Origin of the sequence: Massilia sp., from assembly GCF_031995545.1 — a bacterium.
GTDB lineage: Bacteria > Pseudomonadota > Gammaproteobacteria > Burkholderiales > Burkholderiaceae_D > Telluria.
Genome location: NZ_DAMAGA010000013.1, coordinates 19630 through 39953 on the forward strand (window position 1 = coordinate 19630; position 20324 = coordinate 39953).

The following is a 20324-nucleotide window of genomic DNA, read 5'->3' on the forward strand; positions in this document are numbered from 1 at the left end:
CGATGGCGCCGGCCCGTCCGAACTGCTGTCTTACCAGACAATCACGCGATCTTCCGGCGCCAGGTACATCTTGTCGCCCGGCTTCACGTTGAACGCCTCGTAGAATTCAGGCATGTTCGACAGCGTGCCGTTGGCGCGGAACTGGCCTGGCGAGTGCGGGTCGGTCTTGACCTGGTTGATCTGCTGCGCTTCGCGCATCTTCGAGCGCCACACCTGGGCGAAGCCCATGAAGAAGCGCTGGTCGCCGGTCAAGCCGTCGATCACCGGGGCCGGTTTGCCGTTCAGCGACAATTTATACGCCTTGTAGCCGATCGACAGGCCGGCGTTGTCGCCGATGTTCTCGCCCAGCGTCAGTTCGCCGTTGACGTTATAGCCCGGCAGCGGGCTGAAGCCGTTGAACTGCTTCACCAGCTTGTCGGTGCGCGCCTTGAAGGCGGCGCGGTCCGACTCGGTCCACCAGTCGCGCAGGTTGCCGTCGCCGTCCGACTGGCTGCCCTTGTCGTCGAAACCGTGGCCGATTTCGTGGCCGATCACGGCGCCGATCGCGCCGTAGTTCACCGCATCGTCGGCGCGCATGTCGAAGAACGGCGGCTGCAGGATCGCGGCCGGGAACACGATCTCGTTCATCGAGCTGCGGTAATAGGCGTTCACGGTCTGCGGCGTCATGCCCCACTCGGTGTGGTCGATCGGTTTACCCAGCTTGGTGATGTTGCGGTTGTACTCGAAGGTCGAGGAACGCATCACGTTGCCGACCAGGTCATTGGCCTTGATGTCGAGCTTCGAATAATCGCGCCACTTGTCCGGATAGCCGATCTTCGGGGTGAACTTGGCCAGCTTGGCGCGGGCTTCCTTCTTGGTGGCCGGGCTCATCCACTCGAGGTTGTCGATCGACTGGCCGTAGGCCACGATCAGGTTCTTCACCAGTTCTTCCATGCGCGCTTTGCGCTCGGCCGGGAAATGCTCGGCCACGTACAGTTTGCCGAGCGGCTCGCCCAGCGTGCCTTCGACGGTGGCCACCCCCTTCTTCCAGGTCGGCTGCTGCTCGGTGACGCCGGTCAGCGCGGTGCCGTAGAAGGCGAAGTTCTGGTCCACGAAGGCTTTCGACAGGTACGGCGAGTATTCGCGCAGCAGCTGCCATTCGAAGTACGACTTCAGGGTAGCCAGGTCGGTCTTGGCCAGCACCGCGTTCAGGCCGCTGAAGTAGCTCGGCTGCGAGACGATGATGGTATCCAGCTTGTTGGCGACGCCGGCCGCGGCCAGCGCCGCATTCCAGTCGTAGCCCGGCGCCAGCTTGGCCAGCTCGGCGACCGTCATCTTGTTGTAGCGCTTGACCGGGTCGCGGTTCTCGACCTTGGTCCACTGCACCTTGGCCAGCTCGGTCTCGAAGTCGACGATCGCCTTGGCCTGGGCCGCGGCATTCTTCGCTCCGGCCAGCGCCAGCGTCTTGCCGACGTGCTGCTCGTAGGCGGCGCGGGTTTCGGCAAGGCGCTTGTCGTCCAGCTTCAGGTAATAGTCGCGGTCGGGCATGCCCAGGCCGCTCTGGCTGATGTAGGTGACGTGGCGGGTCGATTCGCGCGCGTCCTGGCCGACGTAGATGCCGTACGGCGTGGCGACGCCGATCTTGGCCAGGTGGGCGGCGAGCGCCGGCAGGCCCTGCTTGTTCTTGAGCGAACGGATTTTGGACAGTTCGGCGCTCAGCGGCTTGACGCCCAGCGTCTCGCGCTGCGCTTCATCCATGTAGCTGGTGTACATGTCGCCGATCTTGCGCATTTCGGTACCGGCGCCGATGCGGCTCTTCTGGGCGCCCTCGATGATGGCGCGCAGCTGCGGCGTGGTGTCGTCGCGCAGCTTCATGAAGGTACCCCAGCTGGCCTTGTCGCTCGGGATTTCAGTTTCCTTCAGCCACTTGCCGTTCAGGTAAGTGAAGAAGTCGTCCTGTGGGCGCACGCTGGTGTCGATGAATTGGGTGTCGATGCCGGAGATCGGGCCTGCTTTGGCAGGAGCCGTAGCGGCGACGGCCGCAGCTGCGGCGTCGGCGGCCATGGCCGGGGCGGCGAAGGCCGCCATCATGGACAGGGTCAGGGTGCTCAGAAGGTATCGCTTCACGGGAAAGTCCTTACTTGCAATGTGGTTTGCAATGATGTTTTTGCAGACAAAAATCAGCTTCGCCGGAAGCACGCACGGCATCCGGCAGAAAAGCATTCTAGCGGGTGAGAAACAGTCGGCACGGGGCTTGCTGTGTTTTTTACTTTTCGATACATCGTCCGCAGGCCTTTTGGCATATGCATGTGTTGGACGATGACAACAGAATGACAAGCAATCGCGGGCCGATCGGCGACAGGCGAGTACAATCAAACGCAGAGGCAGCCCCGTTGCCGGCACAGCGCGCGCCGGATGGTACGGACCAAAAAAAAACCCGCGGAGGGGGCCGCGGGCGAAGACCACTTCAAGAAGTGGAGAGAGAGAAAAACTGGTTCCGACTATAGGCTGCCTCCCCTCAGCTCGCTTGCATTCTTACAATTGCTTACTAACGGCATGTGAAGTGCAACACGTCTTTACTTCTTGCAACTCCCCCTTATCTTGACGTTGGCGCGCGCCGGCGCACCGATGCCGTCGGCATCGTAGGGCGTTGCAGCGCAAGGCCCTGCTCCGCAGTGGCGCGCGATCGCGTTTATACTGGCTTTCCATGGGCTCCACATTCAAGAACTCCTGCCTCGTCGGCCTGGGCGCGATCGCCGGCATCGGCCTCACCATGCAGTTTTCGGCCCTGGCCCTGAAGCCGCCGGTCGAGGCCAGCATGCCGATCGCCGAGCTGCGCCAGCTGGCCGACGCCTATGGCGTGATCAAGTCCGACTACGTCGAGCCGGTCCAGGACGGGCAGCTGCTGTCGCAGGCGATCGCCGGCATGGTCGAATCGCTCGACCCGCACTCGGCCTACCTCGACCCGCGCGCCTACCGCGAGCTGCGCGAAGGCACCGAAGGCCGCTTTGTCGGCCTCGGCATCGAGATCGTCGAAAGCGAAGAAGGTTTCATTGAAATCGTCACGCCAATGGAAGACTCGCCGGCGGCGCAGGCCGGCATCAGGGAGGGCGACCTGATCACCCACATCGACGGCTTCGCGGTGCAGGGCGTGCCGCTCGACGACGCGATCAAGCGCATGCGCGGCGAGCCGGGCACCCGGGTCACGCTCACCATCGCGCGCAAGGACCTGCCGGCGCCGCTGCGCCTGACGGTCGAACGGCGCGAAATCGTCCAGAAAAGCGTCAAGGCGAAGATGGTGGAGCCGGGCTACGCCTGGCTGCGCATCTCGCAATTCCAGGAGCCGACCGTGGACGACATGGCGGCCAAACTGCAGGCGCTGTACCGCGAGGACCCCGACATGAAAGGCCTGGTGCTGGACCTGCGCAACGATCCCGGCGGCCTGCTGCAGGGCGCGATCGGGGTCGCCGCCGCCTTCCTGCCGAAGAACGCCGAAATCGTTTCGACCAACGGCCAGCTCGAGGATTCGCGCCAGCGCTTCTACGGCCGCCCCGAGTTCTACATGCTGCGCAGCGGCGCCGATCCGCTGGCGGCGCTGCCGGCGGCGTTCAAGTCGCTGCCGATGGTGGTGCTGGTGAATACCGGTTCGGCCTCGGCCTCCGAGATCGTGGCCGGCGCGCTGCAGGACTACAAGCGCGCCGCGATCCTGGGCAGCCAGACCTTCGGCAAGGGCTCGGTGCAGACCATCCGCCCGATCGGGCGCGAAGCAGCGGTCAAGCTGACCACGGCGCGCTACTACACCCCGGCCGGACGCTCGATCCAGGCGCGCGGCATCGTGCCCGACTTCGCGGTCGACGAAACCGCCGACGGCGACGGCCTGAACGCGCTGCGCATGCGCGAAGCCGACCTGCAGCACCACCTGTCGAACGACAAGGCGCAGGAAATCGCCACCCGCGAGGACGATATCGAAGAGCAGATGCGGCTCTTGGGCGAGGCACGGCTGCGCAAACCGCTCGACTACGGCAGCGGCGACGATTTCCAGCTGGCGCAGGCGCTGCGTCACCTGAAGGGGCAGCAGGTGGCGCTGTCGCCGCGCGCGGGCGCCACCACGCTGGCGAAGCACGCGCGCTGACCCGAAGCCACCGGCGGCGGCCTCGCGGGCCGTCCGCCGCTTGCATATTCTTCAGCGCGCATTGCGCCAGCTCTCATGCGTTTCGGGTAGCTCCCAGAGTAGCCAAGCCGCCAATTCCCAGGCTGGGTCCGAGCGTGTAGAATCGGCGCATCTTGCGGGCAAGTCCCGTTATTTCCTTTGAAAGTTTCAACAACATGAAACCTGTCGTGATCAGCGGCACCGGCCTGTTTACGCCGCCGCACTCCATCTCGAACGACGAACTGGTCACCGCCTTCAACGCATACGTCGAACTGCACAACCAGGAAAACGCGGTGCGCATCGCCGCCGGCGAAGTGACGGCACTGGAGCCGTCGAGCAGCGCCTTCATCGAAAAAGCGTCGGGCATCAAGTCGCGCTACGTGATGGAAAAGAGCGGCATCCTGGATCCGGCCCACATGACCGCGCGCATCGCCGAGCGTCCGGACGACCAGGTCTCGCTGCAGGCCGAGATGTGCGTGGCGGCGGCGCGCGAAGCGCTGGAGCGCGCCGGCAAGCAGCCATCCGACATCGACATGGTGCTGGTCGCCTGCAGCAATATGCAGCGTCCGTATCCGGCGATGGCGGTCGAGGTGCAGGAAGCGCTCGGCATCGACGGCTTCGGTTTCGACATGAACGTGGCCTGCTCCTCGGCCACCTTCGGCATCGCCACTGCGGTCGACGCGGTGCGCGGCGGCCGTGCGCGCGCGGTGCTGGTGCTGAACCCGGAAATCACCAGCGGCCACCTGAACTTCCGCGACCGCGACAGCCACTTCATCTTCGGCGACGCCTGCACCGCGATCGTGATCGAAGCGGCCGAGACGGCGACCGGCGCGCACCAGTGGGAAATCCTGGACAGCCAGCTCAAGACCAGCTTCTCGAACAATATCCGCAACAACTTCGGCTTCATGAACCGCTTCGACGAAGCCGGCGTCGGCTCGCCCGACAAGCTGTTCCGCCAGCAAGGCCGCAAGGTGTTCAAGGAAGTGTGCCCGATGGCGGCCGAGACCATCGCCAACACGCTCAAGGCGGCCGGACTGGAAACCAAGGATGTGGCGCGCTACTGGCTGCACCAGGCCAATCTGAACATGAACCTGCTGATCGTGCGCACGCTGCTGGGGCGCGACGCCGAGCCGGGCGAGGCGCCGGTCATTCTCGACACCTATGCCAACACCTCGTCGGCCGGGTCGATCATCGCCTTCCACAAGTACCAGGACGATCTGGCGGCCGGTTCGAACGGCGTGATCTGCTCGTTCGGCGCCGGTTATTCGATCGGCTGCGTGGTGGTGCGCAAGAAATAAGTAGCGGCGGGTGCGCGGGTTACGGCGCGTACCTGGCCCCCGATTTCACGGAACCGGGCGGTAGCTGACCACACCCGGCTGCAGCGTGCCGGCTTTCACGCTCTTGTCGCGGTTGCCGATCACGACGCTGAACACCGACGGCGCGATGCGCATCAAGAGGTTGTAGACGACGACCAGGAACGCCACCGTGAGCAGCGGCGAGAACACGTAATAGATCGGGAACGGCACCCAGCGCGCGTAGTGCAGGATGAATTGCCACCCCAAAAACATCAGCGGGAAGTGGGCGACGAAGACGAAGAAGCTGTACTTGTTGCCCATCAGCGCCCAGCGCCCGATGCGGGTGCCGTGCAGCAGCGAGGCCGCCGGCCACAGCAGGAATGGCAGGGTCAGCGCCAGCCAGATCGTCTTTTCTCCGCGCAGCGCGATGAAGGTCAGGCACGCCACCGCGATCAGCACCGCGCACAGCTTCGCATGCTTGTCGAACGCTTCCAGTTTCCAGTCATACAGCGCGGCCATGCCGCCGATGTAGAACAGGATGGCGCTGGTACTGCGCAGCACCAGATGCCCGTCGTAGTCGAAGTAGAAGATCACCGACACTACCGCCAGGCCAAGCCACGGCGCCTTGCGCAGGACATAGCCGAACAAGGGCGCCAGCAGGATCAGCACCACCATATCGCGCAGGAAGTATAAGGGCATGTTGAACGGCGTGTCGGTCAGCGCGAACACGCGGTCGAGCCAGCCGGCCAGATCGACGCCGGTCAGCGGCACGCGGTAGGCGAAACCGAAGTACCTTTCCAGCGGAAACATCAGGGCGATGAACGCCAGGTTGAACACCAGGAATGGAATCACCAGGGTGCGGAACTTCTTGGCGAGCATCTTGCGTGGCGCCTTGTCCAGCGCCGCGCCGAACAGCAGGAAACCGGAAATCAGCGTCAGCATCGGCACGCCCGAGCGGAACAGTCCGTTGCGCAGCGTCGCCATCAGGTATTCGAACGGATTGCTCCACTCCCAGCCGATCGAATCGCCCACTCCGCCGGTATGCACGTACACGGTTCCCAGGATCAGTAACGGACGCAGGATCGCGATACGTTCTTTGACGGCGGTGGTCAGATTCATGGCACAACTCCGGTGGCGATACGTGCGCGCAAAGGCAATAAAGACATTCCCGAAGGAGCCTGCACGGCTGAAATGTTTCCTGCTAATCGAAGGGAATGATAAACAAATATCGAAACTACAACAATGTGTGTGTAAAAAAAGACATCATAGTCTTTTTCTTTCCACAGAGCAGCGCGTGTTCAATCGTGCGCAGAGGCCGGCGTTGGACGGATGGTGCGGGTAAGCGGGGCGCTGCCCGTGCAGGACGGGCAGGCTGGAGCGATGACGGCATGACGCCCCGCCGGCGCGGGCGGGGTTGATAAAGAAGGCGCGAAGCGGCGGCCTGTCAGGCCAGATGGCTTTCGCGGTCGCGCAGCTCGGCGAACTGCTCGATGCTGCCGATGCTGACCACCACCGGATTCAGGCTGGCGCCGGGCGACATCGAGCGCCAGGCGAACTGCCATTCCTTTTCGCGTGCCTGGCCCGGGCTCTTGGTAAAAGCGGCGCCCAGCGGCGAGCGGCCGCCGTAGGCGATGGCGCCGTCGATGCCGGCCCAGTTGGGCAGCATGCGCTGCACCGCGCGGTGCAGGCGCTCGCCGAATTCCTCGGTGTTGTGGATCACCAGGCAGGCGTCGCTCGGGGTGATGATGTCGAACAGGCGCTTGTCCCACACGGTCGAGAACGACAGGTTGAGGAAGCCGCCGTTCGGCTCCAGGCGGAACTGGCCGTTCTTGAGCGAGTTCTCGAGTTCGGTGCGCAGCGCGTAGCGGTGCAGGGTCGGCGGACGTTGGTAGTCGTTCATGACGGGCTTTCTGATGATGCGTTTGGAGCGGGTATGGTCGGGCGCGGCTGCTGCTGCAGCGAATTATGGTGCTGCATGCGCATGAAGCGCGCCGACAGGAAGATCTCGCGCAGGAAATACACGAAGCTGCTGGTCAGGCCCAGCATCGCCAGCACGAAGCAGGCCGCGATGTACTGGTCGAGCACGATGCCGGTGGTGTCGCCCGCGAACAGCATGGCGATGACCACGCACACCAGCAGGCCGCAGGCGGTGCTGGAGGCGATCGCGAAGTTGACCAGGTGCGAGCGCCGGTACAGCAGTTCGAGCTCCTCCGAATACTCGGCGTTGGCGCTGACCTTCAGGCGGTCTTCCAGCACCCGGGTGCGGTCGATGATGCGCGCCAGGCGGTTGGTCAGCACGGTCAGCTTGGTGGCCACGCCGGTAAGCAGGAAGACGGGAGCAATCGCCAGCTGGATGACGTGGCCGATGTCGCTGATCTGGATATTCATGAAAACACGTTCGAATTGTTGTGGTGTGCCTGATGCCTAGTGTAGCAGCCCGCGCCACTGGCAAGCCCGCGGCGCGCGCTGCGTGGCGCGCCGGGCTGCCCTATTCGAAGCGGCCGAGCCGCTTGAACTGCTCGGTGGCCGCCACCAGGGCGCGCGCGATGCCCGCTTCCAGCGCGCCGTGGCCGGCGTCCGGAATCATCGCCAGCTTCGAGCCGGGCCAGGCCGCATGCAGGCGCCAGGCCGACAGCGGCGGGCAGATCACGTCGTAGCGGCCCTGCACGATGATCGCCGGCAGATGCGCGATGCGCCCGACGTCGCGCACCAGCTGGTCGTCGTCGACGAAGGCGCCGTTGAGCATGTAGTGCGACTCGAGCCGCCCGACGCCCAGGTCGAGCGTGTCGGATGCGACTTCCTCGGGCTGCGGCAGCAGGAACACGCGCCGTCCTTCGAAGCGGCTCCAGGCGCGCGCCGCCGGCCAGTAGACGTCCGGGTCGTGGCACAGCAGGCGGCGCGCGTAGGCGCCCAGCAGGTCATGCCGTTCTTGGAGCGGGATCGGCGCCACGAATTCCTCGTACAGCTCGGGGTGGAACCATTGGGCGCCGTTGATGAACCAGTCGACTTCGGCGCGCGTGCACAGGAAGATCCCGCGCAGCACGAAGCCGAGGCAGCGTTCGGGATGCGCTTCGCCGTAGGCCAGCGCCAGGGTCGAACCCCAGGAGCCGCCGAACACCAGCCACTTGTCGATGCCGAACTTGACGCGCAAGCGCTCGATGTCTTCGATCAGCAATTGCGTGGTGTTGTTGCGCCACTCACCCAGCGGCGTCGACTTGCCGGCGCCGCGCTGGTCGAACAGGATCACGCGGTAGGTGTGCGGATCGAAGAAGCGGCGGTGCTGCGGCGACAGCCCGGCGCCGGGGCCGCCATGCAGGAAGACGACCGGGATGCCGTCCGGATTGCCGACTTCTTCCCAGTAGATCGTGTGCAGCTCGTCGACCGCGAGCATGCCGTGGCGCAGGGGCTGGATCGGCGGAAACAGGGACGGCGGCGTGACGGGCATGGCAGCTCTTTTCAGGGAATCAAGGTGCCGATTGTAGCGTACCGACATGCGCTTTTAGAAGCGCGCCGGGATGCCGCGCCGGCCGCCGTTTGTCGCCGTCGGGCCAGGCGGGCGGCAACGCCTTATTTCAGGTTGGCGGCAGGCACGATGTCGAGTGCCGGCTGCTCGGCCGGGCGTGCCTGTTTCTTTTTCTTGTAGCAGCCGGTGGCGAAGGCGAACGCCGGGCCTAGGGCCGCGTTCAGGAATTTCCACGTCACTACCAGGAAGGCCACCACCAGCACCGGGGTCACGAACCAGAACAGCGGCGCCGGCACCAGCGCCTGGTAGCGCTTGTAGACGAACCAGGCCGCCGCCAGTACCGGCGCGTGCGCCAGGAAGATGAAGAAGCTGTACGAGCTCATGCGGGTCATCCAGATCCCGACCCGGGTATTGGTGAGCAGCGAGGCGGCCGGCCACACCAGGAATGGCGACACGTACACCAGATAATTCAGATCCTTGACGCGCAATTCGATCACGGCGATGCACGCCAGGCAGAACAGGATCAGGGCCGGCACCCGGTACTTGTCCAGCGCCAGCATGTTCACCGGCAGCAGCGCGGCCATGCCGCCCATATAGAACATGATCAGCATATTGTCGCGCAACAGGATCGGACCATCGAGATTCAAATGGCCGATGCAGAACACGATGACGAAACCGGCGAACGGCGCCCGGCGCAGCAGCATGCCGAGCAGCGGCGCGACCAGCACCAGCACGACCAGGTTGCGCAGGAAGTGCAGCGGATAGTTGACCGGCGAATCGCGCAGGCCGAAGGCGGCGTCCATCCACTCCATGAAGTCGGCGTGCAGCAGCTCGCGGAAGATATGGATGTTCAGGTAGCGCTGGCAGATCCAGGTGATGGCCAGCAGGCCCAGATTGAAGAAGATGAACGGCACCACCAGGCTATAGAACTTTTTTTTGTACAGCTTGAGCGGCTCACGGTCCAGGCCGGCGGTGAACACCAGGTAGGCCGAGATGAAGGTCAGGATCGGGACCGTGGTACGGAACACCGCGCCCTGGAAGAAGGACTTGAAGTGGTCGAACAAGGTCACCGGCTGCTCGCCCAGCGCCAGGAACGGCGGCGTGTGCAGGACGACGACGCCGACGATCATGAGGAATCGCAGCATGTTCATGCGCTGGCTGACTTCCCTGTTCAATTTCATGATCTCACCTGTGCGTAATATAGTCTGGCTACCGTAATGCCGAAAAGCATTAATTAAATGATATCCATTGACTCTAGCACATGTCACATCGCGCACGTTTCACGATGCAATAAATTAACAAATTGTGTTTTTGAAAACGAAATAAGCTTATCGGGTAACGCATTTCTCTTCCTGCTACCCGGCGCCGAAGCGCCGCATAGCGGCCGTCTGCCGGAGCGGGCAAAAAAAACACCGCCGAAGCGGTGTTTCTTGTCTGCTTAAAAAACCATCAGGACATGTGCTGTCCACCATTGATCGCGATATTCGCGCCAGTGACGAACGCCGCTTCGTCCGACGACAGGTAAGCGACCAGGCCGGCCACTTCTTCCGGCTTGCCCAGGCGGCCCATCGGGATTTGCGGAATGATCTTGGTTTCCAGCACTTCGCTCGGGATGTCCATCACCATCTTGGTGCCGATATAGCCTGGCGAGATGGTGTTGACGGTCACGCCCTTGCGCGCCACTTCCAGCGCCAGCGCCTTGGTGAAGCCATGCATGCCGGCCTTGGCCGCCGAGTAGTTGGTCTGGCCGAAGGCGCCCTTCTGGCCGTTGACCGACGAGATATTGATGATGCGGCCCCAGCCGCGCTCGACCATGCCGTCGCACACCGGCTTGGTCATGTTGAACACGGAATCGAGGTTGGTCTTCATCACCGCGTCCCAGTTCACCTTGTCCATCTTCTTGAAGGTCATGTCGCGCGTGATGCCGGCGTTATTCACCAGCACGTCGATCGGGCCGACGTCTTGCATGACCTGGCGCACGCAGTCCTGGGCCGAATCGTAGTCGGCCACGTCGCAGGCGTAGGCCTTGAAGTCGTAGCCCTGCTCGCGCATCGCGCGCAGCCAGGCATCGGCCTTGGTGTTGCCCGGCGAATGCGTGGTGACCACCGTGTATCCCAATGCGGCCAGTTTGATGCACACCGCCTCGCCCAGGCCGCCCATGCCGCCGGTTACTAATGCCACTCGTGCCATTGTCTTCTCCAGTTTTTTTGTGTGCTACTTGCCCATCGGTTGAAAACGCCGGCTGTCCCACATCGGGCAACAGCCGGCGTGCCACTCCTGTCGGGCGCGCCCGCTTGTGCGGCCGCGCCCGACCGTCTTTAGTCGCGCTCGACCGCCAGTGCCACGCCCATGCCGCCGCCGATGCACAGGCTGGCCAGCCCGCGCTTGGCGTCGCGCCGGACCATCTCGTGCAGCAGGGTCACCAGCACGCGCGCGCCGGAAGCGCCGATCGGGTGGCCCAGCGCGATGGCGCCGCCGTTGACGTTGATCTTGGAGGTATCCCAGCCCATTTCCTTGTTGACGGCGATGGCCTGGGCCGCGAAGGCTTCGTTGATTTCCATCAGGTCGACGTCTTCGTGGGTCCAGCCGGCCTTCTGCAGGCACAGGCGCGACGCCGAGACCGGGCCCATGCCCATCACCGACGGATCGAGGCCGGACGACGAATACGCCTTGATGCGCGCCAGCGGCGTGAGCCCCAGCTCTTTCGCTTTCGACGCGCTCATCATGATCACGGCGGCGGCGCCGTCGTTGATGCCCGACGCATTGCCGGCGGTGACCGAACCTTCCTTGTTGAACGCCGGACGCAGGCTCGACAATGCCTCGATGGTGCTGCCGTGCTTCGGATACTCGTCGCTGTCGAAGATCGTGGTGCCCTTCTTGGAAGCGATCTCGATCGGGATGATCTCGTCCTTGAACTTGCCTTCTTTTTGGGCAGCTTCGGCTTTCAGCTGCGACTGCAGCGCGAATTCGTCCTGCTCGGCGCGCGAGATCTCGTACTTGCGTGCGACGTTCTCGGCGGTGACGCCCATGTGGTACTGGTTGTAGACGTCCCACAGGCCGTCGACGATCATGGTGTCGGTAAGCTTGGCGTCGCCCATGCGGAAGCCGTCGCGCGAACCGGCCAGCACGTGCGGCGAGGCGCTCATGTTCTCCTGCCCGCCGGCGATCACGATCTGGGCGTCGCCGCAGCGGATCGCCTGGGTCGCCAGGTGGGTGGCCTTGAGGCCGCTGCCGCAGACTTTATTGATGGTGTAGGCCGGCACCATGTCGGGCAGGCCGGCCTTGATCACGGCCTGGCGCGCCGGGTTCTGGCCGACGCCGGCGGTGAGCACCTGGCCCAGGATGACTTCGCTGACCGCGGCGGGATCGATGCCCGTCTTCTCGATCAGGTGCTTGATGACTTGCGCGCCCAGTTCGGCGGCGGGGATCTTGGCCAGGGTGCCGCCGAACTTGCCGACAGCGGTGCGGCCGGCGGCCACGATGACTACGTCTTCCATGTGCATTCTCCGTTCAGCCGGCCCCAGCCGGCATTGTTCAGACTTCCCCAGGACAGGCGGACGCGACTGGCGCGGCGCCCAAGGCGCGGATCGCGGCTGGCCGCACATTGCAGGCACTAAAACATGCAAATGGCGGCGAGCCCGTCCGGGCTGATGTTTAAGCAACATCAATCTTAGCAGTTTATTCATCACAAACAACAAAGCAAGCGTGCAGGTTTGACCTAGCGCATAACTTAATTATTAGTAACGTGTACGTGTTCAATTTCCGTTAGGAATGATGCGTGCGCTTCTGTCCTTTTCTACAATTTTCACAGTAGAATGCACGAGCGCAACGCCAACCATCCCTGTTTATGCCCAAAACCACGCTGCCCATCGAGATCAAGATTTCCACGGTCGTCGCCATTTCCACGATCCTGCATTCGGCCGATCCGGAGGCGATCGACACGGCGCTGGAACAGATGACCGGCGGCGTCTCGGATTTCTTCGAGGACGAATTCGCGGTGATCGATGTCGCCGCCATCGCCCACGAAGCGCCGGCGATCGACTGGCCCAAGCTGGTGCAGCTGCTGAAGAAATACCGCCTGAACGCGGTCGCCGTGCGCGGCGCCAGCCCGGCCATGATCGACGCCATCCGCGCCAACGGCCTGGCACTGGACGACGGCACCAGCGGCGCGCGTCCGCCGGAAACGACGCCTCCGCAAGCGGCCCCGGCCGCGGCACCAGCGGCGCCGGCGGCGGTAGCGCCCGAGCCGGCACCCGAACCGGCGCCGGCGCCGATCCCGGCCGCGCCCGCCCTGCCGCCTGCGATCGCGGCCATGATCGTCGACACCCCGGTGCGCGCCGGCCAGCGCATCTATGCGCGCGGCGCCGACCTGATTGTCACCGCGACCGTCAACAACGGCGCCGAACTGATCGCCGACGGCAGCATCCACGTGTATGCGCCGCTCAACGGCCGCGCGCTGGCCGGCGCTTCCGGCAACGCCGAAGCGCGCATCTTCGCGCTGTCGATGCAGCCCGAACTAGTATCGATCGCCGGCGTGTACCGCACCTTCGACGAAGGCTTCCCGAGCGACCTGGCGCGCCAGCCGACCCAGATCCGCCTGGTCGGCGACCGCATCGACATCCAGGCATTGGCGAGCGCGTCACCGCGCGCCTGACCGAACTCACAGTGACTGAATAAAGGACATTTTTGTGGCAAGAATTATTGTTGTGACGTCCGGCAAGGGCGGTGTGGGTAAAACGACCTCCAGTGCGAGCTTTTCCACCGGCCTGGCCATGCGCGGCCACAAGACCGCCGTGATCGACTTCGACGTCGGCCTGCGCAACCTCGACCTGATCATGGGCTGCGAACGGCGCGTGGTCTACGACCTGATCAACGTCATCAATGGCGAAGCGACCCTGAACCAGGCGCTGATCAAGGACAAGCACTGCGACAACCTGTTCATCCTGCCGGCCTCGCAGACGCGCGACAAGGACGCCTTGAGCGAAGACGGCGTGGAGCGCGTGCTCAACGACCTGGTCAAGATGGACTTCGACTTCATCGTCTGCGATTCGCCGGCCGGCATCGAGCACGGCGCCCTGATGGCGCTGACCTTCGCCGACGAGGCGATCGTGGTCACCAATCCGGAAGTATCGTCGGTGCGCGACTCGGACCGCATCCTCGGCATCCTGCAGGCCAAGTCGCGCCGCGCCCAGAGCGGCACCGAGCCGGTCAAGGAACACCTCTTGATCACCCGCTATTCGCCGAAGCGCGTCGAAGCCGATGAGATGCTGTCGTACCAGGACGTGCAGGAAATCCTGCGCATTCCGCTGATCGGCATCATTCCGGAATCGGAATCGGTGCTGCACGCCTCGAACCAAGGCAACCCGGCGATCCACTTCAAGGGCACCGACGTGGCCGACGCCTACGAGGACGTGGTCGCACGCTTCCTGGGCGAAGAGCGTCCGCTGCGCTTTACCAACTACGAAAAGCCGGGACTGTTCCAGCGCATTTTCGGAGCCAAGTGAGATGGCATTGCTTTCCTTCCTGTTCCCCGAAAAAAAGAAGAGCGCGACGGCCGCCAAGGAACGCCTGCAGATCATCATCGCGCGCGAACGGACCAACCGTACCGGGCCCGATTTCCTGCCCGCGCTGCACCAGGAACTGATCGCGGTGATCTCGAAGTACGCCAAGGTGAACCCGGACGACATCAAGATCTCGCTCGACCGCCAGGGCAACCTGGAAGTGCTCGACGTTAACGTGGTGCTGCCGGATAGCTGATCCGCAGCCCAGCAACGCACCGACAATGCCCGCCCGTGCGGGCATTGTCGTTTCTACGTCCTCATGCTCAGGTCGGCAAACCCGGCGCCTGGGCGGCATCCTTGCCGGCCTCGCGCCGGATGTCCTTGACGGTCTCCTCGACCGCGTCGGCCGCTTCCTTGGCCTGCACCTGCGGCAGGGCGCCGACATCGTCCACGCCCGCCTTGTCGAGCTCGCGCACCACGCGCACGCAGGCCTCGACGTGCTGTTCGCCCATTTTCTTGAACAGGGCGTAGCCGATCGCGGCCGAGGCGATCTGCCCCGCCAGCGGCACCATCTTGGCCGTGGTCTTGACCGCCATGCGGCCCGCCACGCGCCGGAACATGCGCGCGACCACGCCGCGCGTCACCAGCTTGCCCACCAGCATGCCGCCGACCGAAGCCGCGGCCTTGTAAGCGATCACGCGCAGGCGCGGATGCAGGCGCTCGATCTGCTGCTGGGTAAGGCCGAATTCGGCGTTGATTTCGTCGACCAGCTTGGCGAAGCCGGTAATATCGGCCAGCACGTCCAGGCCCGGCACCGGCACCGCGGCCACCGCCGCCGACATCGCGGCGCGTTTTTTGACCAGCGCCAGGCTGCGCTGCCGGACCGTATCGACCTCGGCGCCGCTGACCGGTACCCGATCCTCATCGAAAGTCACACTTTTGCGTGGAAACAACATATTCATTCTCCCTCTCTTAACTGGATGACATCACGTTTCCAGTGTACGTCTATAGGGAAAAATACTACGTGGTCCCCTTAACACAACAGGTCGTGACTTCAAATGCAAATTGGATGTTTACCGTTAGCACTGTTTTGTGAAAGTCTGATATATTTTGCTTAAACCCTTGTAGGAGACTTCCTACATAGGCAACTTATTATAAACGTGTCATCATGAAGATCGCCGTACTCGAGCAAGACCGCCAGCAAGCTGACCTGATCTGCCAGGTGCTGAGCGCCGCCGGCCACAGCTGCCAGCCCTACGACAACGCACGCGATCTGCTCGCCCAGTTGCGCAAGGAAAGCACAGACATGCTGGTCATGGACTGGGGCGTGCCGGACATGGAGGCGCCCGAGGTACTGCGCCGCGCCAAGGAAAAGCTGGCCTCTAATGCCCCCACCATGTTCCTGGTCGGTGGCAATGCGGAAGATGACATCATCGCCGGCGTCACCGCCGGCGCCGACGACTACCTGATCAAGCCGCTGCGCCGCGGCGAGCTGGTGGCACGCGTTTCGGCCCTGCTGCGCCGCGCCTACCCGTCGCAGAACAGCGCCGAGCAGCTGCAGTTCGGCCCCTACACCTTCGAGACCCGTCCGGGCCGCCTGCTGAAGGATGGCGCGCCGATCGACGTCACGCAAAAGGAATTCTCGCTGGCGCTGCTGTTCTTCCGTAACATCGGCCGCCCGCTGTCGCGCGCCTACATCCACGAGTCGGTCTGGGTACGCGATACCGACATCCCATCGCGCACCATGGACACCCATGTTTCGCGCGTGCGCAACAAGCTGCACCTGCGCCCCGAGAACGGCTTCCGCCTGGTGCCGGTGTACAGCTACGGCTACCGCCTGGAAAAACTGGGCGCCTGAAGCTCGTTACCCTTAGTGACCTTCTGTACGCCGGTTGACAAACCGGCAAAACCGGGGGCCTTCCCTGAAACCCTGAAAGCAAGAGGGTATAATGGCGGCAGTCCATTGACTCTTCCCCTCCAGAATGCAACTGCTTGCCGTTGGCCTGAACCACACCACCGCTCCGGTCTCGCTGCGCGAGCAGCTGGCGCTCGCGCCCGACCAGATCGGCAAGGCGGTGCAGTCGGCGCGCAGCTGGTTCGCGCGCCAGGGTGCGGGCAATGATGCCAGCGGCGGCGAAGAAGCGGCGATCCTGTCGACCTGCAACCGCACCGAGATGTACGCGGCCAGCAGCCTGCCCAATCCGCTGGATGCATCGGCCCAGTTCCTGGCCCACTACCACGCCCTGAACTACGCCGAGCTGCGTCCGCACCTGTATCTGCTGCCGCAGCACGACGCCGTACGCCACGCCTTCCGCGTCGCTTCCGGCCTGGATTCGATGGTGCTGGGCGAGCCGCAGATCCTGGGCCAGATGAAGGACGCGGTGCGCACCGCCGAGCAGGCCGGCGGCCTCGGCACCTATCTGCACCAGTTGTTCCAGCGCAGCTTCGCGGTGGCGAAGGAAGTACGCACTACCACCGAGATCGGCGCCCACAGCGTATCGATGGCCGCTGCCGCGGTGCGCCTGGCGCATCGAATCTTTGACCGCATCGCCGACCAGCATGTGCTGTTCATCGGCGCCGGCGAAATGATCGAACTGTGCGCGGCCCACTTCGCGGCCCAGAATCCGAAGTCGGTCACCATCGCCAACCGCACCATGGAGCGCGGCGAAGCGCTGGCCACGCGCTACAACGGCCGCGCGATCCGCCTCGCCGATTTGCCCGAGCAATTGCACCAGTTCGACATCGTGATCTCGTGCACCGCCTCGACCCTGCCCCTGATCGGCCTCGGCCTGGTCGAGCGCGCGGTCAAGACGCGCCGCCACCGTCCGATCTTCATGGTCGACCTGGCCGTGCCGCGCGACATCGAACCGGAAGTCGCGCGCCTGGACGACGTGTTCCTGTACACCGTCGACGACCTGGCGCAGGTGGTGCAGACCGGCATGGAGAGCCGCCAGGCCGCGGTGCGCCAGGCCGAAGCCATCATCGAGACCCGGGTCGAATCGTTCATGCACTGGGTCGGCGACCGCGCCGTGGTGCCGGTGATCCGCGAGCTGCACGAGTCGAGCGAAGCGCTGCGCCTGGCCGAGCTCGAGCGTGCACGCAGGATGCTGGCGCGCGGCGACGATGCCGAAGCGGTGCTGGAAGCGCTGTCGCGCGGCCTGACCGCCAAATTCCTGCATGGTCCGCAACAGGCCCTGCACCACGCCCAGGGCGACGAACGCGCGCGCCTGGCCGACCTGCTGCCGCAGCTGTACCGCGGGCGCCGTTAGCGCCCTTTCCTTTCGGCGCCTCCGGGTGCCATCCGCGCCCGTTGCGGGCGCATCCCGCTGCCGTATCAGTACGCGGCTTCGATTTCCCGATTCCAGAGATTGCCCATGAAACCTTCCATGCTGTTCAAGCTGGACCAACTCGCCAACCGCCTGGTCGAGCTCGACGAACTCCTGATGAGCCAGGACGCGACCGCGAACATGGACAACTACCGCAAGATGACGCGCGAGCATGCCGAGCTGTCGCCTCTGGTGGCGGTGTACCGCCAGTACCAGGGCGCACTCGACGACACCGCCGCGGCCCAGGAACTGCTGCAGGATCCCGACATGAAGGAGTTCGCGCAGGAAGAGATCGAGGGTGCGAAAGGGCGTATGACCGATCTGGAACTCGAGCTGCAGAAGATGCTGCTGCCGAAGGACGCCAACGACGAGCGCAACATCTTCCTCGAGATCCGCGCCGGCACCGGCGGCGACGAATCGGCCCTGTTCGCCGGCGACCTGCTGCGCATGTACACCCGCTACGCCGAGCGCAACCGCTGGCAGGTGGAGATGGTGTCCGAATCGACCAGCGACCTGGGCGGCTACCGCGAGGTTATCGTGCGCATCGTCGGCAACGGCGCCTATTCCAAACTGAAGTTCGAGTCGGGCGGCCACCGCGTACAGCGCGTGCCGGCCACCGAAACGCAGGGCCGCATCCACACCTCGGCCTGCACGGTGGCGGTGATGCCCGAGGCCGACGAGCTGGAAGACATCGACATCAACCCGGCCGACCTGCGCATCGACACCTACCGCGCGTCCGGCGCCGGCGGCCAGCACATCAACAAGACCGACTCGGCGGTGCGCATCACCCACCTGCCGACCGGCCTGGTGGTGGAATGCCAGGACGACCGCAGCCAGCACAAGAACAAGGCCTCGGCCATGAAGGTGCTGGCGGCGCGTCTGAAAGATGCGCAATTGCGCGAGCAGCAATCGAAAGAGGCGGCCACCCGCAAGAGCCTGATCGGCTCGGGCGACCGCAGCGAACGCATCCGCACCTACAACTTCCCGCAGGGACGGCTGACCGACCACCGCATCAACCTGACGCTGTACAAGCTGGACTTCATCATGGATGGCGACCTGACCGAACTGACCACCGCGCTGTCGGCCGAGCATCAGGCCGAGCAGCTGGCGGCGCTGGGCGATTGAGCTCGCGTGGTCGCGTGCCGGCGTTAAGTCCCGGCTAAGTTGTCAGACTGAAAATAGCCGGGAGCGGCGCCACGCGTTTATGCGAAAATGGCCCGCTCGTTCCCGCTCTCTCTTACGAAACCACCGCCATGTTGCCCACCAACCGCCAGGTCCTGTACGCCATCTCGGCGATCTGCTTTGTCGTGATCGCCGTCGCCCTCTATCTGCAGCATGCACTCGAGATGCAGCCGTGCCCGCTGTGCGTGATCCAGCGCTATATGTTCCTGGCGGTCGGCGTGGCCAGCCTGATCGGCGCGATCGGCGGCAAGGTGCGGGTCTGGACCCTGGTCGCGCTGCTGGGCGCCGTGGGCGGCTTGTACACGGTCGGCAAGCACCTGTACGTGATCGCCAACCCCGGCTTCTCGTGCGGCATCGATCCGATGGAAACCTTCCTCAACAAGATCCCGACTGCCGAATACTTGCCGTGGCTGTTCCGCGCCGACGGCCTGTGCACCGGCGCGGTCGACCAGGTGCTGGGCCTGGCGATTCCGCAGTGGTCGGCCGTGTGGTTCGTGGTGGTGACCGTGCTGCTGGCCTGGGTGCTGGTGCGCCAGCGCCGCGCAGCCAAGGCGCACGCAGGTAATACGCCGGCATGATCGCTCCCGGCAGCACCCTCGCGCAGGCCCGCCAGGCGCTGCCGCTCGACCCGCTCGAAAACCGCATCCTGCTGTGCCACGCGCTGCACCTGCCGCGCGTGGCCCTGATCACCCAGTCCGAGCGTGTGCTCACCGACGCCGAAGCCGCCCAGGTGACGGCGCTGGTGCAGCGCCGCCTGGACGGCGAACCGATCGCCTACATCACCGGCGAGCGCGAATTCTTCGGGCTGTCGTTCAGGGTGACGCCGGCGGTATTGATCCCGCGTCCGGATACCGAACTGATCGTCGAACTGGCCCTGGAGCGCGCCGCGCCGCGCAGCCGCCTGCTCGACATGGGCACCGGCAGCGGCGCCATCGCGGTGGCGGTGGCCAGCAACCGGCCGTACCTCGACGTGACCGCGCTCGACGTCAGCGAGGCAGCCCTGGCCATCGCCAGCGAGAATGCGGCCGCCAACGGCGCCCGCGTGCGCTTCCTGCAGAGCGACTGGTTCGCTGCGGTCGGCGATGAACGCTTCGGCGTGATCGCCTCCAATCCCCCATACATCGTGGCGGGCGACCGGCACCTGGCCGAAGGCGACCTGCGCTTCGAGCCGATCGATGCCCTGACCGACCACGGCGACGGCCTGGCGGCCCTGCGCACCATCGTCGACGGCGCGCCGCAACACCTGGAAGACGGCGGCTGGCTGCTGCTGGAACACGGCTACGACCAGGCCGCCGCCGTGCGCGCCCTGCTCAAGGCGCGCGGCTTCGACGAGATCGGGAGCTGGCGCGACCTGGGCAATATCGAACGCGTCACTGGAGGCCGCTTCGGTATCGACCGCGGTGACGACCGCCGCATCTCCTGAGCGCG

At 64.5% G+C, this 20324-nt stretch carries 19 protein-coding genes; 10 read left to right on the top strand and 9 right to left on the bottom strand.

Annotated elements, in window-relative coordinates; genetic code table 11:
* Positions 1-30: 30 nt before the first annotated feature.
* On the bottom strand, positions 31-2106 hold the full coding sequence (locus RTQ83_RS11595) for a M13-type metalloendopeptidase (protein WP_312514501.1): 2076 nt from the start codon (positions 2104-2106) through the stop codon (positions 31-33).
* 580 nt (positions 2107-2686) lie between these two features.
* On the opposite strand from RTQ83_RS11595, the gene RTQ83_RS11600 reads away from it, so the two are divergent.
* Together RTQ83_RS11600 and RTQ83_RS11605 are read left to right on the top strand one after the other, a co-directional pair.
* Positions 2687-4111 carry a S41 family peptidase gene (locus RTQ83_RS11600; RefSeq protein ID WP_312514503.1) on the top strand — a complete coding sequence of 475 codons (1425 nt, stop codon included), beginning with the start codon at positions 2687-2689 and terminating at the stop codon, positions 4109-4111.
* A 194-nt stretch (positions 4112-4305) separates the two neighbouring features.
* The gene (locus tag RTQ83_RS11605; RefSeq protein ID WP_312514505.1) at positions 4306-5427 is read left to right on the top strand and encodes a beta-ketoacyl-ACP synthase III; all 1122 of its coding nucleotides are present in this window, start codon (positions 4306-4308) and stop codon (positions 5425-5427) included.
* 45 nt (positions 5428-5472) lie between these two features.
* On the opposite strand, the gene RTQ83_RS11610 is transcribed toward RTQ83_RS11605, so the two are convergent.
* The 7 genes from RTQ83_RS11610 to RTQ83_RS11640 all read right to left on the bottom strand — a co-directional run bounded on the left by RTQ83_RS11610 (position 5473) and on the right by RTQ83_RS11640 (position 12384).
* Positions 5473-6543: an acyltransferase gene (locus RTQ83_RS11610; protein WP_312514507.1), complete on the bottom strand. Its 1071-nt coding sequence runs from the start codon at positions 6541-6543 to the stop codon at positions 5473-5475.
* 325 nt (positions 6544-6868) lie between these two features.
* Entirely contained in the window at positions 6869-7324 is a 456-nt protein-coding gene (locus tag RTQ83_RS11615; RefSeq protein ID WP_312514509.1) for a hypothetical protein, read from the bottom strand.
* A complete protein-coding gene (locus RTQ83_RS11620) occupies positions 7321-7812 on the bottom strand; it encodes a DUF2721 domain-containing protein (protein WP_312514511.1) in 492 nt (163 codons plus the stop codon). Before RTQ83_RS11620 ends, RTQ83_RS11615 begins: the two co-directional genes overlap by 4 nt.
* Before the next feature lie 100 nt (positions 7813-7912).
* Positions 7913-8869 carry a prolyl aminopeptidase gene (pip, locus tag RTQ83_RS11625; RefSeq protein ID WP_312514513.1) on the bottom strand — a complete coding sequence of 319 codons (957 nt, stop codon included), beginning with the start codon at positions 8867-8869 and terminating at the stop codon, positions 7913-7915.
* 122 nt (positions 8870-8991) lie between these two features.
* Complete coding sequence (locus tag RTQ83_RS11630; RefSeq protein ID WP_312514515.1) at positions 8992-10068, bottom strand: acyltransferase; 1077 nt, start codon at positions 10066-10068, stop codon at positions 8992-8994.
* 268 nt (positions 10069-10336) lie between these two features.
* The gene (phbB, locus tag RTQ83_RS11635; RefSeq protein WP_312514516.1) at positions 10337-11077 is read right to left on the bottom strand and encodes an acetoacetyl-CoA reductase; all 741 of its coding nucleotides are present in this window, start codon (positions 11075-11077) and stop codon (positions 10337-10339) included.
* Positions 11078-11205: 128 nt separating this feature from the next.
* Positions 11206-12384 carry an acetyl-CoA C-acetyltransferase gene (locus tag RTQ83_RS11640; RefSeq protein WP_312514518.1) on the bottom strand — a complete coding sequence of 393 codons (1179 nt, stop codon included), beginning with the start codon at positions 12382-12384 and terminating at the stop codon, positions 11206-11208.
* A gap of 350 nt (positions 12385-12734) precedes the next feature.
* Between RTQ83_RS11640 and minC the strand changes: the two genes are divergently transcribed.
* Genes minC through minE form a run of 3 tightly spaced genes read left to right on the top strand, consistent with a single transcriptional unit; the run spans position 12735 to position 14644 of the window.
* Entirely contained in the window at positions 12735-13541 is an 807-nt protein-coding gene (gene minC, locus RTQ83_RS11645; RefSeq protein ID WP_312514520.1) for a septum site-determining protein MinC, read from the top strand.
* Between the two features lie 34 nt (positions 13542-13575).
* Positions 13576-14391: a septum site-determining protein MinD gene (gene minD / locus RTQ83_RS11650; RefSeq protein WP_312514522.1), complete on the top strand. Its 816-nt coding sequence runs from the start codon at positions 13576-13578 to the stop codon at positions 14389-14391.
* 1 nt (position 14392) lies between these two features.
* Positions 14393-14644 (top strand): cell division topological specificity factor MinE, encoded by a 252-nt coding sequence (gene minE, locus RTQ83_RS11655; protein ID WP_290417909.1) that lies wholly within the window; start codon positions 14393-14395, stop codon positions 14642-14644.
* 67 nt (positions 14645-14711) lie between these two features.
* Here the strand turns inward: minE and RTQ83_RS11660 are convergent, their stop codons facing one another.
* A complete protein-coding gene (locus tag RTQ83_RS11660; protein WP_312514526.1) occupies positions 14712-15323 on the bottom strand; it encodes a hypothetical protein in 612 nt (203 codons plus the stop codon).
* Between the two features lie 233 nt (positions 15324-15556).
* On the opposite strand from RTQ83_RS11660, the gene RTQ83_RS11665 reads away from it, so the two are divergent.
* From RTQ83_RS11665 to prmC, 5 genes are all read left to right on the top strand, one after another.
* Positions 15557-16246: a response regulator transcription factor gene (locus RTQ83_RS11665; protein WP_312514528.1), complete on the top strand. Its 690-nt coding sequence runs from the start codon at positions 15557-15559 to the stop codon at positions 16244-16246.
* 124 nt (positions 16247-16370) lie between these two features.
* Positions 16371-17657 carry a glutamyl-tRNA reductase gene (gene hemA, locus RTQ83_RS11670; RefSeq protein ID WP_312514530.1) on the top strand — a complete coding sequence of 429 codons (1287 nt, stop codon included), beginning with the start codon at positions 16371-16373 and terminating at the stop codon, positions 17655-17657.
* 105 nt (positions 17658-17762) lie between these two features.
* Complete coding sequence (gene prfA / locus RTQ83_RS11675; RefSeq protein ID WP_312514532.1) at positions 17763-18839, top strand: peptide chain release factor 1; 1077 nt, start codon at positions 17763-17765, stop codon at positions 18837-18839.
* Between the two features lie 128 nt (positions 18840-18967).
* A complete protein-coding gene (locus RTQ83_RS11680) occupies positions 18968-19474 on the top strand; it encodes a disulfide bond formation protein B (RefSeq protein WP_312514534.1) in 507 nt (168 codons plus the stop codon).
* Entirely contained in the window at positions 19471-20319 is an 849-nt protein-coding gene (gene prmC, locus RTQ83_RS11685; protein ID WP_312514536.1) for a peptide chain release factor N(5)-glutamine methyltransferase, read from the top strand. Before RTQ83_RS11680 ends, prmC begins: the two co-directional genes overlap by 4 nt.
* Positions 20320-20324 lie beyond the last annotated feature (5 nt).

What these genes read in the sequence shown, in the direction of transcription:
- RTQ83_RS11620 (WP_312514511.1), bottom strand. Translation starts at nt 7,812, where the DNA reads ATGAATATCCAGATCAGCGACATCGGCCACGTCATCCAGCTGGCGATT.
- prfA (WP_312514532.1), top strand. Translation starts at nt 17,763, where the DNA reads ATGAAACCTTCCATGCTGTTCAAGCTGGACCAACTCGCCAACCGCCTG.
- minE (WP_290417909.1), top strand. Translation starts at nt 14,393, where the DNA reads ATGGCATTGCTTTCCTTCCTGTTCCCCGAAAAAAAGAAGAGCGCGACG.
- hemA (WP_312514530.1), top strand. Translation starts at nt 16,371, where the DNA reads ATGCAACTGCTTGCCGTTGGCCTGAACCACACCACCGCTCCGGTCTCG.
- prmC (WP_312514536.1), top strand. Translation starts at nt 19,471, where the DNA reads ATGATCGCTCCCGGCAGCACCCTCGCGCAGGCCCGCCAGGCGCTGCCG.
- RTQ83_RS11605 (WP_312514505.1), top strand. Translation starts at nt 4,306, where the DNA reads ATGAAACCTGTCGTGATCAGCGGCACCGGCCTGTTTACGCCGCCGCAC.
- RTQ83_RS11640 (WP_312514518.1), bottom strand. Translation starts at nt 12,384, where the DNA reads ATGGAAGACGTAGTCATCGTGGCCGCCGGCCGCACCGCTGTCGGCAAG.
- phbB (WP_312514516.1), bottom strand. Translation starts at nt 11,077, where the DNA reads ATGGCACGAGTGGCATTAGTAACCGGCGGCATGGGCGGCCTGGGCGAG.
- minC (WP_312514520.1), top strand. Translation starts at nt 12,735, where the DNA reads ATGCCCAAAACCACGCTGCCCATCGAGATCAAGATTTCCACGGTCGTC.
- RTQ83_RS11600 (WP_312514503.1), top strand. Translation starts at nt 2,687, where the DNA reads ATGGGCTCCACATTCAAGAACTCCTGCCTCGTCGGCCTGGGCGCGATC.
- RTQ83_RS11680 (WP_312514534.1), top strand. Translation starts at nt 18,968, where the DNA reads ATGTTGCCCACCAACCGCCAGGTCCTGTACGCCATCTCGGCGATCTGC.
- RTQ83_RS11630 (WP_312514515.1), bottom strand. Translation starts at nt 10,068, where the DNA reads ATGAAATTGAACAGGGAAGTCAGCCAGCGCATGAACATGCTGCGATTC.
- RTQ83_RS11610 (WP_312514507.1), bottom strand. Translation starts at nt 6,543, where the DNA reads ATGAATCTGACCACCGCCGTCAAAGAACGTATCGCGATCCTGCGTCCG.
- RTQ83_RS11665 (WP_312514528.1), top strand. Translation starts at nt 15,557, where the DNA reads ATGAAGATCGCCGTACTCGAGCAAGACCGCCAGCAAGCTGACCTGATC.
- RTQ83_RS11615 (WP_312514509.1), bottom strand. Translation starts at nt 7,324, where the DNA reads ATGAACGACTACCAACGTCCGCCGACCCTGCACCGCTACGCGCTGCGC.
- pip (WP_312514513.1), bottom strand. Translation starts at nt 8,869, where the DNA reads ATGCCCGTCACGCCGCCGTCCCTGTTTCCGCCGATCCAGCCCCTGCGC.